The 16089-nt window shown below is 37.8% G+C and carries 15 protein-coding genes and 1 pseudogene; 3 read left to right on the forward strand and 13 right to left on the reverse strand.

What is annotated here, in order from left to right; all coding sequences use genetic code 11:
• Positions 1-4: 4 nt before the first annotated feature.
• The 3 genes from CZ490_RS12700 to CZ490_RS12710 form a co-directional block, all read right to left on the reverse strand.
• Positions 5-1210 carry a quaternary amine ABC transporter ATP-binding protein gene (locus tag CZ490_RS12700; protein ID WP_077619226.1) on the reverse strand — a complete coding sequence of 402 codons (1206 nt, stop codon included), beginning with the start codon at positions 1208-1210 and terminating at the stop codon, positions 5-7.
• Positions 1211-1433: 223 nt separating this feature from the next.
• A complete protein-coding gene (locus CZ490_RS12705; RefSeq protein ID WP_077619227.1) occupies positions 1434-2771 on the reverse strand; it encodes a Na+/H+ antiporter family protein in 1338 nt (445 codons plus the stop codon).
• 557 nt (positions 2772-3328) lie between these two features.
• Positions 3329-4837, reverse strand: a complete 1509-nt coding sequence (locus CZ490_RS12710; protein WP_077619228.1) for a leucyl aminopeptidase — start codon at positions 4835-4837, stop codon at positions 3329-3331.
• A gap of 236 nt (positions 4838-5073) precedes the next feature.
• Here CZ490_RS12710 and CZ490_RS12715 point away from each other — a divergent pair, with 236 nt between their 5' ends.
• Positions 5074-5544, forward strand: a complete 471-nt coding sequence (locus CZ490_RS12715; protein ID WP_077619229.1) for a divergent PAP2 family protein — start codon at positions 5074-5076, stop codon at positions 5542-5544.
• 28 nt (positions 5545-5572) lie between these two features.
• Here CZ490_RS12715 and CZ490_RS12720 read toward each other — a convergent pair whose 3' ends face one another.
• The 5 genes from CZ490_RS12720 to CZ490_RS12740 all read right to left on the reverse strand — a co-directional run bounded on the left by CZ490_RS12720 (position 5573) and on the right by CZ490_RS12740 (position 9406).
• Positions 5573-6256, reverse strand: a complete 684-nt coding sequence (locus tag CZ490_RS12720; protein ID WP_077619230.1) for a 3D domain-containing protein — start codon at positions 6254-6256, stop codon at positions 5573-5575.
• A 137-nt stretch (positions 6257-6393) separates the two neighbouring features.
• On the reverse strand, positions 6394-6720 hold the full coding sequence (locus tag CZ490_RS12725; RefSeq protein ID WP_077619231.1) for a YuiB family protein: 327 nt from the start codon (positions 6718-6720) through the stop codon (positions 6394-6396).
• Between the two features lie 297 nt (positions 6721-7017).
• Positions 7018-8244 (reverse strand): NAD(P)/FAD-dependent oxidoreductase, encoded by a 1227-nt coding sequence (locus tag CZ490_RS12730; RefSeq protein ID WP_077619232.1) that lies wholly within the window; start codon positions 8242-8244, stop codon positions 7018-7020.
• Between the two features lie 310 nt (positions 8245-8554).
• Entirely contained in the window at positions 8555-8920 is a 366-nt protein-coding gene (locus CZ490_RS12735) for a HesB/IscA family protein (protein ID WP_077619233.1), read from the reverse strand.
• Between the two features lie 249 nt (positions 8921-9169).
• On the reverse strand, positions 9170-9406 hold the full coding sequence (locus CZ490_RS12740; protein WP_077619234.1) for a YuzB family protein: 237 nt from the start codon (positions 9404-9406) through the stop codon (positions 9170-9172).
• A gap of 202 nt (positions 9407-9608) precedes the next feature.
• On the opposite strand from CZ490_RS12740, the gene CZ490_RS12745 reads away from it, so the two are divergent.
• Complete coding sequence (locus CZ490_RS12745; RefSeq protein WP_077619235.1) at positions 9609-10676, forward strand: NAD(P)/FAD-dependent oxidoreductase; 1068 nt, start codon at positions 9609-9611, stop codon at positions 10674-10676.
• Between the two features lie 39 nt (positions 10677-10715).
• Here the strand turns inward: CZ490_RS12745 and CZ490_RS12750 are convergent, their stop codons facing one another.
• Positions 10716-11039: a YuzD family protein gene (locus CZ490_RS12750; protein WP_077621053.1), complete on the reverse strand. Its 324-nt coding sequence runs from the start codon at positions 11037-11039 to the stop codon at positions 10716-10718.
• A gap of 160 nt (positions 11040-11199) precedes the next feature.
• On the opposite strand from CZ490_RS12750, the pseudogene CZ490_RS12755 reads away from it, so the two are divergent.
• Positions 11200-11458, forward strand: a pseudogene (locus tag CZ490_RS12755) (NifU family protein).
• Between the two features lie 153 nt (positions 11459-11611).
• Here CZ490_RS12755 and thrB read toward each other — a convergent pair.
• From thrB to CZ490_RS12775, 4 genes are all read right to left on the reverse strand, one after another.
• Entirely contained in the window at positions 11612-12529 is a 918-nt protein-coding gene (gene thrB / locus CZ490_RS12760) for a homoserine kinase (RefSeq protein WP_077619237.1), read from the reverse strand.
• Positions 12519-13586: a threonine synthase gene (thrC, locus tag CZ490_RS12765; protein ID WP_077619238.1), complete on the reverse strand. Its 1068-nt coding sequence runs from the start codon at positions 13584-13586 to the stop codon at positions 12519-12521. The genes thrB and thrC overlap by 11 nt, the downstream gene beginning before the upstream one ends.
• On the reverse strand, positions 13583-14881 hold the full coding sequence (locus CZ490_RS12770; RefSeq protein WP_200801578.1) for a homoserine dehydrogenase: 1299 nt from the start codon (positions 14879-14881) through the stop codon (positions 13583-13585). The genes thrC and CZ490_RS12770 overlap by 4 nt, the downstream gene beginning before the upstream one ends.
• A gap of 217 nt (positions 14882-15098) precedes the next feature.
• Positions 15099-16088, reverse strand: coding sequence for a 2-hydroxyacid dehydrogenase (locus tag CZ490_RS12775; protein WP_077619240.1), 990 nt, complete (start codon positions 16086-16088; stop codon positions 15099-15101).
• Position 16089 lies beyond the last annotated feature (1 nt).

Below are 16089 nucleotides of genomic sequence, written 5' to 3' on the forward strand. Positions count from 1 at the left end.
TTGATTAATCACTCTCCAATTCATTCAAAGAGTCTTTATTTCCACTTAATGCACCAATGACAGCACCGCGTATTACAATTCCTTTGAAGCGATTATCTTCATCTACTACTGATATCGGTAAACTAGATGTTGCAATTTCATCCATCAAATCTGTCAGTAGTGTATCTTCTAAAACCTTTGGTATCTTTGTTGTCATGGTTTCAGCAATGGTTTTATTTTGTTCGATTGCCTGACGTGCCTGTTCAGCAGTCAGTGCTCCCAATAACTTATTTTTACGGTCTACGATAAATATGCTCGAATATCCTTGATTGCGCATTATTTCTAATGCAACTCTTGGACCTCGATCTACACTGATTTTTTCTCCACGCTTCATTACGTGTGAAGCGGTCAGAACCTTTGATAAATCAACATCTTCAACAAACTTCTCCACAAATTCATTTGCTGGATTAATCATAATTTCTTCAGGTGTGCCTAGTTGAATTACACTACCATCCTTCATCAGTGCAATTCGATCACCTATTCGCAATGCTTCGTCTAAATCATGAGTAATAAAGATAATTGTTTTCTTATACTCTTCTTGAATGCCAATTAATTCATCCTGCATATCTTTGCGAATTAACGGATCTAGAGCACTGAATGCTTCGTCCATTAAGATAATATCTGTATCACTTGCTAGCGCTCTAGCAAGCCCTACCCTTTGTTGCATACCACCACTCAATTGGGATGGGAATTGATGTTCATATCCTTTTAATCCAACAGCCTCTAATGCCTGCATTGCCTTTTCACGACGCTTAGACAATGGAACCTTCTTAACTTCAAGGCCAAATTCGGCATTTTCTAATATCGTTTTATGTGGAAAAAGGGCAAAGTTTTGAAAGACCATACTAATTCTTTTTTGTCTTGTTTCCCGCAATCTTGCAGCATTCATCTTAACTATGTCTTCATTTTTTATAAGAATTTCTCCAATTGTAGGATCAATCAGCCTGTTAAACATTCGAATTAAAGTTGATTTTCCACTTCCTGATAGTCCCATGATGACAAATATTTCACTAGGATAAATTTTAAAACTTACATTATTAACACCAACTGTTAGTCCTGTTTCTTTTAAGATTTCCTTTTTGGATTTGCCTTGTTTCAATAAATCTATGGCAGCTTTAGGGGATTTACCAAAAATCTTTGAGACGTTCCTGACTTCTACGTATGGATCCATCAAATCACCTCATTTTTATTGATTGCCTAATCCAAATTAGTTTTCCCTATTTTAAAGCACAAATATAGGCCCTAAGAAGAAGGAAATAAATAGTATGTAAAGATTGATTATCACTTCGAAAGGCGTTAACAATTGTATTAGTTTTACTGTTTAATGTAAAAAAAAGGGATATGAAATCTTCTTTTGTAAGAAAGATTTCATATCCCTTTTATCCTTGGGTCTCCTATAAGATTACTGCTGCAATCCAGCCAAAGATAATAAGTGGTATATTATAGTGTAAAAATGTTGGTACACACGTATCCCAAATATGATTATGTTGACCATCCACATTAAGTCCAGCGGTCGGGCCTAGTGTACTATCAGATGCTGGTGAGCCTGCATCACCTAGAGCTGCTGCAGTACCTACAATGGCAATTGTAGCCATTGGACTAAAGCCCAACTCTATACATAAAGGAACAAAAATTGTTGCAATGATTGGAATCGTTGAGAAGGATGAACCAATACCTAACGTAATGAGAAGTCCGACAATCAACATCATTAACGCCGCAAGAACTTGATTTCCATTCATTAACGCAGCTGAACTTGTAACAAGTTCTTCAACATCTCCTGTTGCACTTATCACTGCTGCAAATCCTGAAGCTGTAATCATCACGAACCCGATAAAAGCCATCATTTTCATACCATTGGTGATAACTTCATCAGCTTGACTAACTTTCATTGACCCGCTGAAATAAAGAACCGCAATCCCAGCAAGTGCTCCGAATATCATACCATCAACATCAAATACTTGAGAGAGTGTCAACTGTACACTCAAGGTTACAATTACTGCTAGAAGTGCAAATGCAATACTCTTTTTTGTATAACTTGATTTAGTATTTGACTGGTTTGCAATTTCTATGTTTTTATACTGTCTTGGTTTACGATAGGTAAAAAAGATGGCAAAAAGTAGGCCAAAAACCATACCTGCAGTAGGAATCAACATGGCGATTGGAATTTCTCGCTTTGCTACATCTAACCCACTATCTAACATATACTGCTGAAGAAGACCGTGAAAGATTTCTCCGAACCCAACAGGAAGTGCTATATAGGGTGCTGTTAAACCAAATGTAATGACCGTAGCAATTAGTCGACGATCGATTTCAAGTTCATTAAAAACCTTTAATAAAGGTGGGATTAGGATTGGAATAAATGCAATATGAACTGGTACTAGGTTTTGTGATGAAATTGAAATTGCTAAAATAATAAAGATAATTAGAACTTTAGAATATGTTTTTCGTTTACTATCCCCTTGTTGACCAACCATTTTGATGGCAAGGTCTACCATCGCATCTGGTAGTCCTGTTTTGGAAATAGCTACCGCAAAACTACCTAATAGGGCGTAGCTTAATGCAACTGTGGCATTTCCACCTAGACCTTCAGTGAAGGTTGATACCGTGGTAGAAACGTCAAGACCACCAGTAAGTCCGCCGACAATTGCTCCAACTGCAAGAGCTACCACCACATTTATCCGACATAAACTTAATATGAGCATAACAAGAACTGCTATAACAACTGCATTCATGATGAAAACTCCTTCTCGTAATTGTTAGTTTTTTTATAAAACGCTTTAGTTTGGTAAATTGGTAGAGAACTAAATTACTAAATTACAATATCATAGGATAGGAGATGTCGTCAATGGTATATTTTTTTACAGCTGAGAGGTGTATGAAATTCTTTATTGAAAGGAAAAAAGCTTATCCATAAGGTTACAGTTCCGTTTTGAGTTTCTCATACAATTGATCTCTTATCTCACCAATGAGGTCAAAGCCAAAAAGCGCCTGAGAAATATAATCGGAAATCTACAGACAAGCGGATGTAAAATAGTTACGAGTGTGTCTGAAGTTTAGGTGTCTTCGGACAGCCGGAAGCCATTTTTACGGGCTGGTGTCTGAAGGTGAGGTGTCTTCATACTAGTGTAGACCATATCTGCTAGCTTATGTCTAAAGTCAGGTAATTCCTTTAATAATCCTCATTAATCGTTAATTTATCAAAAAAAAAAGCAAAGCGTGAATTCGTATGAATTCACGCTAAAATGCAATGTGTTTAACTGAGTTGCAGCTTAAGCCGGAACCCTTAATGTTACTCTTCGCTTTCTTCTCCAAATCTCTCTACAAGAGTTGCAAGGGTACGGACCATAGCTCCGGTTGCACCTGCAGGGCCAAGATTGTGAGCAGATGTTGTCGTTGCTGTTCCGGCGATGTCTAGGTGTACCCATGGCGTATTTTCTGCGAATTCCCCTAGAAAAGTCCCTGCAAATATTGCATGACCATCTCGCCCTGGTGAGTTATTTAAGTCTGCAACCTGGCTTTTGCGAACACGTTTCTTATGGTTCTCAGTAATTGGTAGGCGCCATATTGGCTCACCAGCTTCTAACGACGCTTCTAATACTTTTTCAAAAAAAGCCTCATTGTTTGTCATTGCACCGGTTATATCATTTCCTAGAGCCACAATTACGCCACCTGTTAATGTAGCAACATCGACTAGGTAGGACGCACCATGGAACTTTGCATATGTAATGCCGTCTGCTAGAGCCAGCCTTCCTTCTGCATCTGTATTTAAGATTTCAATTGTTTTACCATTCATGGAAGTGACAACATCGTCAGGCTTAAATGCATCCCCACTTATCATATTATCCGTTGAAGGTATGACTGCCACAACATTTTTTTCTGGTCTTAGTTCGCCTATGATCTCCATTGCCCCTAATACTGCAGCAGCACCACCCATATCTGACTTCATACCCACAATGCCATCCTTTGGCTTAATCGAGTAGCCTCCTGTATCGAAGGTAATACCTTTTCCAACCAAGCCAATAACATCTTCCCAGTTATCTTTCCCCTGGTATTTGAGTACAATCATTTTTGGAGGCTCTACAGATCCCTTATTCACTGCTAATAGAGCTCCCATTCCTAGCTTCTCCATTTCTTCTTTTTCAAGGATTTCTACTTCAAATCCATATTTAGTTCCAAGCTCGGCTGCGTAATTGGCTAAATCTGTTGCAGTAAGCATGTTTCCTGGTAGATTTACTAGAGTTCGTGCAGAATTGGTTCCTTGACCGTATGCATAACCTACAGTTAGACTAGCCTCAACTTCATTCTCATTTCCATCCGTGTAAACAATCACTTTTTCGATGTTCTTTTCTGGCTCATTTGACTTTTGCTTATAGTCAGCAAACTTATATGTAGACAATGCTAAGGCTTCTCCAAATGCATGGGCAACATCGTGTGCGTCTAATCCGGTTGTTACAAATGAATCTAGTCCAAGTGCAAAACTTCCCACCTTTGATTCCGATATCGTTTTAACAGCCTTTCCTAACGCTTCTCTTAATGATTCGAAGCTTAGGTTTTCTTCCTTACCAAGTCCAACAAAATAAACTCGTTTTATAGGAGCCCTTCCTAATGTATGTACCTTCGAAACTGTATTATGTTTTGTAGAAATGTCTCCTTCTTTTAACAATTCTGTTATTTGTCCGTCTAATAATGAGTCTAGTTCTTGTGTAAGACCAGTTATCTTCTGATTTCTAGCGAAAAGACCTATCAGTAATGCTTCACTAGATTCTTGTAATTGAACTTCATTTTTAACAGTAAACATTAAAACACCTCCAACTTTATTCACTCTTTTATTATATACTTTTTATATACTTCGAGACACTAAATTACTTCTAACAAACATTGGAGCAGATTCATTTTGCAAAGGAGCTATAGTTTCTTTTATAATACTAGTAAATGTAACTTGTATTTTTTTGTTTTGTTTTACATGGAAAAGTCTACAAGTACAGAAATAACTAGATGATACTAGTATGTTTTTTGCGAGAGGAAGAAGTCTACATGGAGCTATTTACGAATTTTCCCCTTTGGGCTGCACTTGCCGCAATTGGATTTGCCCAATTTGTGAAGGTCCCACTGCATTTTATTGTAACAAGAAAAGTGGATTGGTCATTGATTACGAGTACAGGCGGTATGCCCAGCTCACATTCTGCTGCTGTTACAGCATTAACTACAGCTATTGCCCTTGAACAAGGTGTTGGCTCTCCATTTTTTGCTATTTCTACAGTATTTGCTGTGATTGTTATGTTCGACGCTTCCGGTGTGCGCAGACATGCAGGTGAACAGGCAACTGTTTTAAATAGACTCGTTGCAGATTTCCAAAAGTTTGCAGAGGATGCAAAGCTATGGCCAAAACTTGACGAGGCTCAAAAGCGTAGTGAATTAAAGGAATTATTAGGTCATAAGCCTATTGAGGTATTCTTTGGTGGATTGACTGGTATTTTGTTAACCTTAGTACTTCAAATAATCTAATAGAAAAGGGCTAATCACATGATTAGCCCTAACTCTTTTCACCTAGTATTTGTTGACGGAATACCTGCATTGATTTATCCTCATTCATTGCAGCAATCTCTTCTTCTGATACTTTACCGTCACCCATTTTTATCACATACACATCGAGGGTTTTCTTCCCCCATTTTTCATAAACATCATCTACTGTTTCATAATAAAGATCGATTTTGTTTCCTTTGATAGCTCCACCTTTATCCGCAACTACTCCATACCCATAGTCGGGGATAAATAGAATGGTACCTATTGGAAATACATCTAAGTCTGCAGCAATTGTTGAATACAGGTCACGTTTTACTTTTACACCTGAATAGGTAATTCCATACGAAGGATGATTAGTATCCTTACCTGTCGATTCGACTCCTGCAGTATATCCAGTTGCAACAACTGTTTTTGTCGGAAACTTTGAAAAATCAATGGCCTCTTCAATTGGTAATGTACTTTCTATAGCAGAAGCCACTACCGTCTTATCTCCATTCACAACATATAATAATTGAGAAACCAGTCCTACACCTTTAATGGCCACTGTTTGAGTTTTCTCCATGATTTGATTATCTAGCCAATTTATCAAATCCTTCGTCTGCACTCCTGAAAAAGATTGGAATGTCGTTAATAGTGCAAGTGCAAGTAAAAAAGTCATTGCACCTCTTCTAATAATTGTGTTTAATTGCAACACATTTTTCCACTCCTCTCACGACTCTATTTCTTTCCAATTCAAATAGAAATTATTCGTTTAAGGGTGGAAAATAATACATATAAAAAAAACGTAAGATAATATCCTTACGTTTTTCTGCACAATATTTAGAGTTATTTCTAAAACATTCTGTATCCTTTTTTTCGTAGTAGTTTAATCACGACTCCTGATAAAATCGCACCAGCTAAGCCACTAAGCAAAATCGTAATATCTAGTGGTGCTAAGGTTGTAATACTTTCACCTAAGGAACGAAATGCACTACCGGGTGAAGTAAAATAGTCAATAAAGGAAACTTCCTGAATAATTGCTATCGCAATGATTGGGTAAATTATCGTCATGATCCATGACATCCGCAAGAGCATGTTCAGTATAAATCCAATTCCAAAAAATAAAACGAAAAACAGTAGCATCGATATTAATAAAATCGGTAAAAAACTGAGTGACATGACACTCACCTCCTATGAGAAAAGCATAAGGCATTCGTCTATCGGCAAAAAGCGTAAAGATGAGTGCTGACAAAAATGTCTTTTACCTTCAAAGTCAGGTTGCTTAAACCTTCGAGTTGACGGCGCCTTGAGCTAGACAACAAAATCACAAAAAATGTTAAAGTATAATCTTTTATGTACAAATCCCTTCCTAGTTTACTAAAGGGATACGACTTGAGTCAATTGATTTCGCTTGCAATTCATGGCAATAAAGTGAAAAAGGAATGCGCTATTTAGCTGCATTCCCTTTTTTCTATCTTAGAAGAACTTTAATTTACCTTTTTTAAGTACCAATGACGGTCCGCCCACAATCAGTAGTGCACGATTATCAATTACTTTCTTCATGAATGCAGCTTTTGAACCCCAAATCTTTCGGCCAAAAACAACTCCGATACCATCATGCTCACCTAGTGAACATACAGTTCCTTTATTATCAAAAGTGAATTCACCTAGTTCTCCTTGTCCACGAACTAGAACAGCAATGTTTTTCGCAACTATTGCTCCTTGCTGCATTGCAATTTGTGCAGTTGGAGGATATGGACGATTTATCTCTTCATTAATAACTAATGAGCTATCTCCAACAAAGAAGATTTCATCATGACCTGGTGCACGTAGGTGTTTGTCAACTTTCACACGACCACGCATAGCCTCGAAACCAGAAGCTTCGATTACACTATTTCCACGTATACCTGCTGCCCATACAACTGTAGCTGCTTTTATTTCTTCGGTTACATCATCTTTACCAACGATAATTCCTTCTGGTGTAGCCTCTTTAATTGCAGTACCAATTTTGAATTCTACACCTTTCCGCTCTAAATGGTTAACTGCATATTCAACTAACTCAGGATCAAAACCTGGTAATGCAGTAGGCGCAGCCTCAACACAAATGATTTTAACTTTATTTTGGTCAACGTCATATTCACGGCAAAGTTCTGGCACTCTGTTTACAAGTTCTCCTAAGAACTCGATTCCAGTAAATCCTGCTCCACCAACAACGATGGTTAGGCGAGTATCGTCTTTCTCTTCTTCTGTATTATATGTTGCAAATTGATACTCAATATGTTCTTTAATTTGACGCGCAGTGTTCACATTTGAAATGGAGAATGCATATTCTTTTAATCCTTTGATTCCAAATGTCTCTGACTCTCCGCCTAATGCAACAACTAAATAATCATATTCTAATTGTGTATCATCTTCAAGGATTACTCGTTTACCTTCGCGATTTACCTTTGCAACAGATCCTTTAATAAACTTAACCTTATGTCCACTAATAACATCTTCAATTTGATAACGTACTTTATCAGCATGTAAAGTCCCAGCAGATGCTTCGTGTAACCATGTTGTTTCGTAGTGGTAATCATTTTTATTAACAAGTGTAATATCAGCTTCATTAACACCTAAAGTTTTTTGTAAATTTACAACAGTGGTCAATCCGCCGTAACCTGCTCCTAAAACAACTATTTTTGGCTTTTTCAATGTAATCACGCCCACCTTTTCTTTTTACAGTTAAAATGATGTATTACTATTTTCAACTGTAACCTCTATTTTTATTGATAAAATAGTTTGTGATATCCTTCACGTAAGATAGCATAATTGGACAAAAAAAATTACGTAATTTGTCAAAGAATATTACTATTTATTATCTACAATTCATGATATGACTTTTATATTGATTTTTCAAGTGTTTGAGGATCTTTTTGAAACTTGAGAAAATTAAAAAAACAACACCTTTTAACGAAAGTTAGAAAAGTGTTGTTTTTTTAATTAAAGTTGCCACATTTTGCAAACATTTGGTTTAGCAATTTTCAGGTGTGCCAGCTGCTGTTGCTGTGCGGAAAGATGAACCACAACCACAAGAAGCGATTGCGTTTGGATTATCGATGGTAAATCCTCCACCCATTAGAGATTGTTTGAAGTCTATTTTTACACCAGATAAAATCGGAGCGTCTTCTTTATTAATAATTATCTTAATCCCATGTTGTTCATCATGAAGGTCATCAGCACTTTCTTCCTGTTCAAAGCCCATTCCGTAGGAAAGTCCACTACAACCGCCACCTTTAACAGCAACCCGAAGGAATGATCCTTCTTCCTCATTTTGTTTCATCATATCTTTAATCTGAAAAGCAGCTGCTTCAGATATGTTGACTACATGATTTGTCACGTTTGTAACCTCCTTTTTTTCACAGCTCTCATAAATATCTTATTACTATTAGTATAATGGTTAACTGATTTTGTTACAAATAATCCGTTTAAAACATTTTTTCTTAAAACTAGTATAAAATGGAAATTCTTTGAGCACAATGGGAATATCCCCCGTTTTTTTAGAAACTCTTCATTAACTATAATGGAGGGTTTTTTTGTTAAAAGAAAAAAAGCAGTCCACTGACTGCTTTTTTTAATGTATATATAGTTAGAACATTGGGTTCTCTTCTAAATAGGAATAGATGTTTTCAACAAGCTCTTCGGCTGTTTCACCAGTTACTACATCCCCATTTACAAGTGCATACAGTGACTCAAAACATTGCCCACAATAGCTCAGACATCCGTATTCAATCACATCAAGGTTTGGATCCTGTTCTAGGATTTCCTTCGCTTTTTCTGAGCCACTAGCCAAGTTACTAACACAGAATTCTATGATAGGATTCACTGGTTTATTCACCTCACTACAACTACTTATCGTACTCCCTTTTTATCTGCACGTCAAATTTCGGGAATTAAGTTGTTATTTTGCCATATTTTCGCTATACTTTTAGTGTCTTTGAAAAGGATTACAGTATAGATAAAATGTTGTTAGAACAACGAACTGAACGTTTCAACCAAAGAGAGGAACTTTAAAGGGGATAATCAACATGAAAAAACTAGTCATATTAGGTGGTGGGTATGGTGGAATGCGAATTTTACATCGTCTTTTGCCAAATCAATTACCGGAGGATATCCAAATCACCTTGATTGATCGAGTGCCTTATCATAGTTTAAAAACGGAATTTTACGCACTTGCCGCAGGAACTATTTCTGACTCCCATGTTCGTGTAACATTTCCAGAACATGATCGCTTACTCGTACATTATGGGGAAATTACGGGCATCGATATGAATTCAAAACTTGTCCATTTAAAGGACCAGGAATCTATTGAGTATGATGATTTAGTAATTGGTTTAGGATGTGAGGACAAATTCCACAATGTCCCTGGAGCGAAAGAATTCTCTTATAGCATTCAATCCATTGACAGTTCACGACAAACCTATCAGAAACTAAATAACCTTCCCGCTGGAGCTACAGTATCCATTGTTGGTGCAGGACTAAGTGGGGTTGAATTAGCTAGTGAATTACATGAAAGTAGACCAGACTTAAAAATCAAACTCTTCGACAGAGGAAAGCATATTCTATCCGCATTCCCAGAAAAACTGAGCATGTATGTCGAAAACTGGTTTGATAAAAATGATGTTGAAATCATTAATAACTCAAACATTACAAAAGTTGAAGAAAACGTACTTTATAACAATGATCAACCTGTTCAAAGTGATGTTGTTGTTTGGACAGCTGGTATCCAGCCAAATAAAATTGTCAGGGACTTAGATGTCGAAAAAGACAAAAGTGGTCGTGTGGTTCTAACTACGCAGCATAATTTACCGAACGATGAGCATGTCTATGTTGTCGGTGACTGCGCAAGCTTACCACATGCGCCAAGTGCCCAACTTGCAGAAGGTCAGGCCGAACAGATTGTACAGGTACTTTTAAAACGCTGGAAAGGTGAAGAACCACCAACCGAATTTCCTAAGATCAAATTAAAAGGTGTACTTGGATCCCTTGGAAAAAAAGAAGGCTTTGGTCTAGTAGCTGAACGTCCACTTACTGGTCGCGTGCCTAGGATGTTAAAATCTGGAGTGTTATGGATGTATAAGTATCATAATGGATGATTGAAAAACCGCGGTTGTTTGCCGCGGTTTTAGTTTGCTTTATTCAGCTGCCTTATATCCGAATTTCTCCATTTCTGCGTAAATAGTTTTTAGCTTCGGGCTTCCTTCACCGACAATAGCCCCTTCTAACACAACAACCGGGTAAAACATATCTTCCTCAATCACACGTTGAGCGAATGTCTTTTTCTCCTCTTCATTAGGTGGATCAAAAATATCAATATGTGTAATTTCAAAGGGTTGGTTTGGGAACTTTCTACTTAGTGCTGCTTCCAACCATTCATACGTTTCTTTTGAAGAAGGAAGATTCACACAGCTAGGACATAATATTTCTGCTCCATATACACAAATTTCAACCTTTTGCATTTCCAATTCGATTTCTCCCCCATCCAATCATTTCTTTTTTCATTGTACTAAAAATCTGATACAATAGACACCGAAAGATACTTATGTGCAGCTTAGATTCATCTACGAAATAAAGTTAATAGATTTTTTACAGGAAACAGATTATAATAATTATAAAGGTATGAGGAAAGGAGTCAATCGTTATGGCTGAATTAGATATTAGAGAACAAGTACAAGAAGTATTAGATAAACTTCGTCCATTCTTACTTCGCGACGGCGGAGACTGTGATCTAGTCGATGTTGAAGATGGTGTTGTAAAGCTTCGTTTATTAGGTGCTTGTGGTACCTGCCCGAGCTCCACAATCACATTAAAAGCTGGAATTGAACGTGCACTACTAGAAGAAGTTCCAGGTGTAGTCGAAGTTGAACAAGTATTCTAATTAATATAATTACAAGAGTGCCTCAAGTTCTGAGGCACTTTTTTTGACCTAAAAATCAGTAGTGGCAGTATTTCATAAAAACGGCAGATAAAGCACTTGAAAGTGACAGTAGCTGTATAAAAAATAGCGAAACCAGCACGGTTTCGCTTTTATTCATGTATAGAAAGTGTAGTTAGTTAACCTACTTCCGTTTGTTTCGATTGATAGTTCTTCGACCTGGTAACCCTCGAACACAAGAGATAGATCCGTTTTTAACTGATTTCCTCTTCCGCTTTCGGTAAAGCAAATTACTGTAGGGCCAGCTCCACTTATGGTAACTCCAAAAGCTCCAGCCCTCTTCGCTACACGACGAATGCTATCAAACTCAGGTATGAGTTTTGCTCGATACTGCTGATGAAATAGATCGAGTTCCATCATTTTCCCCATTAATTCAAGGTTTTTAGTTAAAAGTGCAGCCACCATGACATTGCTTATAGAACTAGCCTTCACTGCCTCTTGATAGGAAAGCTCTGTTGGTAGGACATTACGTGCATCCTTTGTTTTTAACTCGTAAGGAGGAATAACAACTACCATGTCAAAGGATAAATCCTTTACGTGAATAAGGTCCGTGTCTTCACTTCCACGATGACTCCCTATCACTAGACCACCGAATAACGATGCTCCAACATTATCTGGGTGCCCTTCAAATTCACATGCTAGATTTAGCTTCTGCTGATGTGTTAACTGTAAGCCACAAAGCTCATTTACAAGCTCTATTGCGGCGATAATAGCTGCTGCACTGCTCCCTAATCCTCTTGCTAATGGAATATCACTATGAACAAAAATTTTGCAGGGAGGTAACACACAAGAGTACTTATCAGCTATCCCTGCTGCAATTTGATAGATAAAATTTTCCTTACCACTTGGAGTATCAGCGATTTCCTCAGATTGTGGAATAAACTCCCACTCGTTACTCTTTTCGACCTGAAGGGTTAGAAATCGATTGACTGCCAACCCCAACGAATCAAAACCAGGTCCAAGATTAGCCGAGCTCGCTGGTACTTTTATTTGAAAAGCTTGATCAGACTTCATGTAAAACGGCTCCTCTAATGTGTTCATAGACAAGCTGTTCATCATTTGGTAGGACAACAGGTTTGATTGTTGTTGCCTCAATTGCAATATTTGGATCTTTTAATCCATTCCCAGTTAATACTGCAACCACTTTGCTGCCTTTTTTAATTTCTCCGCTACGTACTTGCTTAATGACTCCAGCAATGGATGCACAAGAACCTGGTTCAGCAAATACACCTTCTTTTTTCGCTAGTAATCGATAGGCCTCAAGAATTTCTTCATCTGTTACTTCATCAATCTTCCCCTTCGATTCATTAGCCGCTGCAACAGCGCTATCCCAGCTCGCTGGATTTCCGATACGAATGGCAGTTGCAACTGTTTCTGGATTTTCAATTACTTGATTCTTGGCAATAGCAGCTGCCCCTTCCGCTTCAAACCCACGCATCTCAGGTAGCCCCGTATTATGACGTTCATGGTATTCCTTGAAACCTTTCCAGTAGGCTGTGATATTCCCTGCGTTTCCTACTGGAATTGCTAATACGTCAGGAGCACCATCTAGCTGCACACAGACTTCAAACGCAGCCGTCTTTTGTCCTTCAATACGATATGGGTTTACGGAGTTTACGAGAGTAATAGGAGCTGTTTCGCTAATGTTACGCACCATTTTTAGTGCATGGTCGAAATTACCCTCAATTGAGATAATTTCAGCTCCATACATCACAGCTTGAGCTAATTTGCCCATTGCTATTTTCCCTTCAGGAATAACGACGATACAGCGTAATCCAGCACGTGCAGCATATGCCGCTGCTGCAGCTGAGGTATTTCCAGTAGATGCACAAATAATTGTATCACTACCTTCTTCAACTGCTTTAGCTACCGCCATTACCATCCCACGATCTTTAAAGGAGCCAGTAGGATTTGCACCTTCCACTTTTACATATAATTCAACACCAAGTTCCTCAGAAATAGTGTGTAGAGGAAGTAGAGGTGTATTTCCTTCATTTAAGGATAGCATTGGAGTACTTTCATTTACCGGTAAATATTCACGAAATTGTTGTATAAGTCCTTGCCATCTCATGCTAGGTTTCCTCCTTCAACTCGATACGAGCTTTTCACTTCTTGGATTATTTGTAGATCTCGTAGTTGAACTAAAATTTCTTCATAATCTTGTAGGGATGCTTGATGAGTAACTAGAACAATCTCTGCTACATCCTTATTTTTTAATGGTAGTTGAAGAATCTTTTCGAAGCTTACACCACGCTCAGAGAATAGTGACGTAATCTTTGCAAATGCCCCAACTTGGTCCTTTACGTGAATACGTAAAAAGTATTTTGAAAACTTCTCAGAGTCTTCTTTTAACTTTTTCTCATATTGAGGGGATACGCTACTTTTACCATTTACCCCAAGTCTCATATTTTTCATAACACCAACTAAATCTGAAACGATTGATGTTGCAGTTGGTAAACTACCTGCTCCTGGTCCATAGAACATTGTTTCCCCTACTGCTTCTCCATACACATATACCGCATTAAATTCGTCGTTTACCCCAGCAAGTGGATGCGTTTCTGGAAGTAGGGTTGGTTGAACACTTACCTCAACCTTTTCACCCTCACGATGTGCAGTACCGATTAACTTAATCACATAACCTAAACGTTTACTATATTCGATATCATCGCTAGTAACGGAAGAAATTCCTTGAACACGAACGTCTTTAAGGTCAATATTCATTGAGTACCCTAGTGTAGCTAGAATGGCCATCTTTCTTGCTGCATCTAGACCTTCTACATCTGCTGTAGGGTCACTTTCTGCGTAGCCGAGATCTTGCGCTTCTTTTAGAACCTCTTCATAAGCACTACCAAATTTACTCATTTTAGTTAAGATAAAATTTGTTGTGCCATTTACAATTCCCATCATTTTAATGATTCGATCTGATGCAAAGCCATCTGCTAAACCACGGAGAATCGGAATCCCGCCGGCCACACTTGCTTCATAAAATAAGTCACAACCATTTTCACTCGCAACTGCTAATAACTCCGTACCATATAAAGCCATTAAGTCTTTATTTGCTGTTACAACGTGTTTTTTGTTACGTAGAGATTGAAGAACAAGCTGCCTTGTATCCTCAACCCCACCCATTACTTCAATTACAACATCAATTTCCGGATCATCAATTACATCGTTTGCATTCGTTGTCAGGTATGCAGGATCTATATCCACTGATCGATGCTTATTTACGTCTTGAACTAATACCTTTTTAACCTCTATTGGGCACCCTACTTGATGCATTAATTTATCTTGATGGTTCTTTAATATCGTAACGACGCCACTACCAACCGTACCTAATCCTAATAATCCAACTGAAATACTTTTCATAATTCTGCCGCCTCCCTATGTATTCCTCAGAAATACATTTGTCTTTCTATAATGGACATTATAGTAGTAATATGGTGTTATTACAAGAGTTTTTTTAAATGTTCTTTTGTGAAAACGCTTAACACCTTGATTTAATCACTAATTTTTTATAAAAATTTTTATTATAAAAAAATTCTTTCTATAAAAGAACACCTTCTTTACGAAGGTGCCATCGAAGTTATTTAACTGATAGTCCCCAATCTTTGTTTACGAGTGTCTTAGGTTGTTGTCCACAAAGAACTAGCTCAATATTCTTGCAACAAAGTTCCATCATATTTTTTCTCGTTTCTTTGCTTGAGCTTCCAATGTGAGGTAATGCCACAACATTTGGTAATGTTAATAATGGATGTTTCTCATCCACAGGCTCTTGAACAAATACGTCTAATCCTGCTGCAGCGATTTCACCGTCAACAAGCGCATGATATAAAGCCTCTTCATCCACAACAGGTCCTCTTGATACATTAACGAAGACGGCAGATTTTTTCATTTTTTTAAAGCTTTCACGCGTGAACATTCCTAATGTTTCCGCTGTTAATGGAGTCAGGCATACAATAAAGTCTGATGTTTCAATCAATTCATCAAACGATGTATAGGAAGCACCTGTATGTTCCTCTGCTTCCATATTGCGAGATCGGTTATGGTAAAGAATATTCATTTCAAATCCTCTTGCACGTTTTGCCACCGCTTCCCCAATTTTGCCCATCCCGACGATTCCAATCGTTTTATGGTGAACATCGTATCCAGCTAGTAATAAGGGACTCCAGCTTTTCCACTGTCCCTTTTTTACAAATTCAGCTGCTTCAACAATTCTTCGAGCAGTTGCTAACAACAACGCAAAAGTTAAATCAGCGGTAGTGTCTGTAAGAACATCGGGTGTATTGCAAATAGCAATTCCTTTCTGATTTGCATATTTTACATCTATATTGTCAAAGCCAACCGCTAAATTGGCGATTACCTTCAACTTCGGTGCTGCATCTAGCAGTTCTTTATCAACTTTTTCAGACAGCATCGTTAAAAGAGCATCCGCTTTTTCCGCCTCTTTAAGAAGTACTTCTCTCGGGACAGCATTTTCCTCTTCATTCCACATATGTACATCCGCTACTTCCATCAGTGGTTGAATCGTTTCTTTGGAAAGTTTTCTGGTAATAAAAACATATGGCTTTGTCATG

Origin of the sequence: Litchfieldia sinesaloumensis, from assembly GCF_900156865.1 — a bacterium.
Classification (GTDB): domain Bacteria; phylum Bacillota; class Bacilli; order Bacillales; family Bacillaceae_L; genus Ferdinandcohnia; species Ferdinandcohnia sinesaloumensis.

What these genes read in the sequence shown, in the direction of transcription:
- CZ490_RS12770 (WP_200801578.1), bottom strand. Translation starts at nt 14,881, where the DNA reads ATGAAAAGTATTTCAGTTGGATTATTAGGATTAGGTACGGTTGGTAGT.
- CZ490_RS12705 (WP_077619227.1), bottom strand. Translation starts at nt 2,771, where the DNA reads ATGAATGCAGTTGTTATAGCAGTTCTTGTTATGCTCATATTAAGTTTA.
- thrC (WP_077619238.1), bottom strand. Translation starts at nt 13,586, where the DNA reads ATGAGATGGCAAGGACTTATACAACAATTTCGTGAATATTTACCGGTA.
- CZ490_RS12750 (WP_077621053.1), bottom strand. Translation starts at nt 11,039, where the DNA reads ATGCAAAAGGTTGAAATTTGTGTATATGGAGCAGAAATATTATGTCCT.
- CZ490_RS12700 (WP_077619226.1), bottom strand. Translation starts at nt 1,210, where the DNA reads ATGGATCCATACGTAGAAGTCAGGAACGTCTCAAAGATTTTTGGTAAA.
- CZ490_RS12725 (WP_077619231.1), bottom strand. Translation starts at nt 6,720, where the DNA reads ATGTCACTCAGTTTTTTACCGATTTTATTAATATCGATGCTACTGTTT.
- CZ490_RS12775 (WP_077619240.1), bottom strand. Translation starts at nt 16,088, where the DNA reads ATGACAAAGCCATATGTTTTTATTACCAGAAAACTTTCCAAAGAAACG.
- thrB (WP_077619237.1), bottom strand. Translation starts at nt 12,529, where the DNA reads ATGAAGTCTGATCAAGCTTTTCAAATAAAAGTACCAGCGAGCTCGGCT.
- CZ490_RS12710 (WP_077619228.1), bottom strand. Translation starts at nt 4,837, where the DNA reads ATGTTTACTGTTAAAAATGAAGTTCAATTACAAGAATCTAGTGAAGCA.
- CZ490_RS12715 (WP_077619229.1), top strand. Translation starts at nt 5,074, where the DNA reads ATGGAGCTATTTACGAATTTTCCCCTTTGGGCTGCACTTGCCGCAATT.
- CZ490_RS12745 (WP_077619235.1), top strand. Translation starts at nt 9,609, where the DNA reads ATGAAAAAACTAGTCATATTAGGTGGTGGGTATGGTGGAATGCGAATT.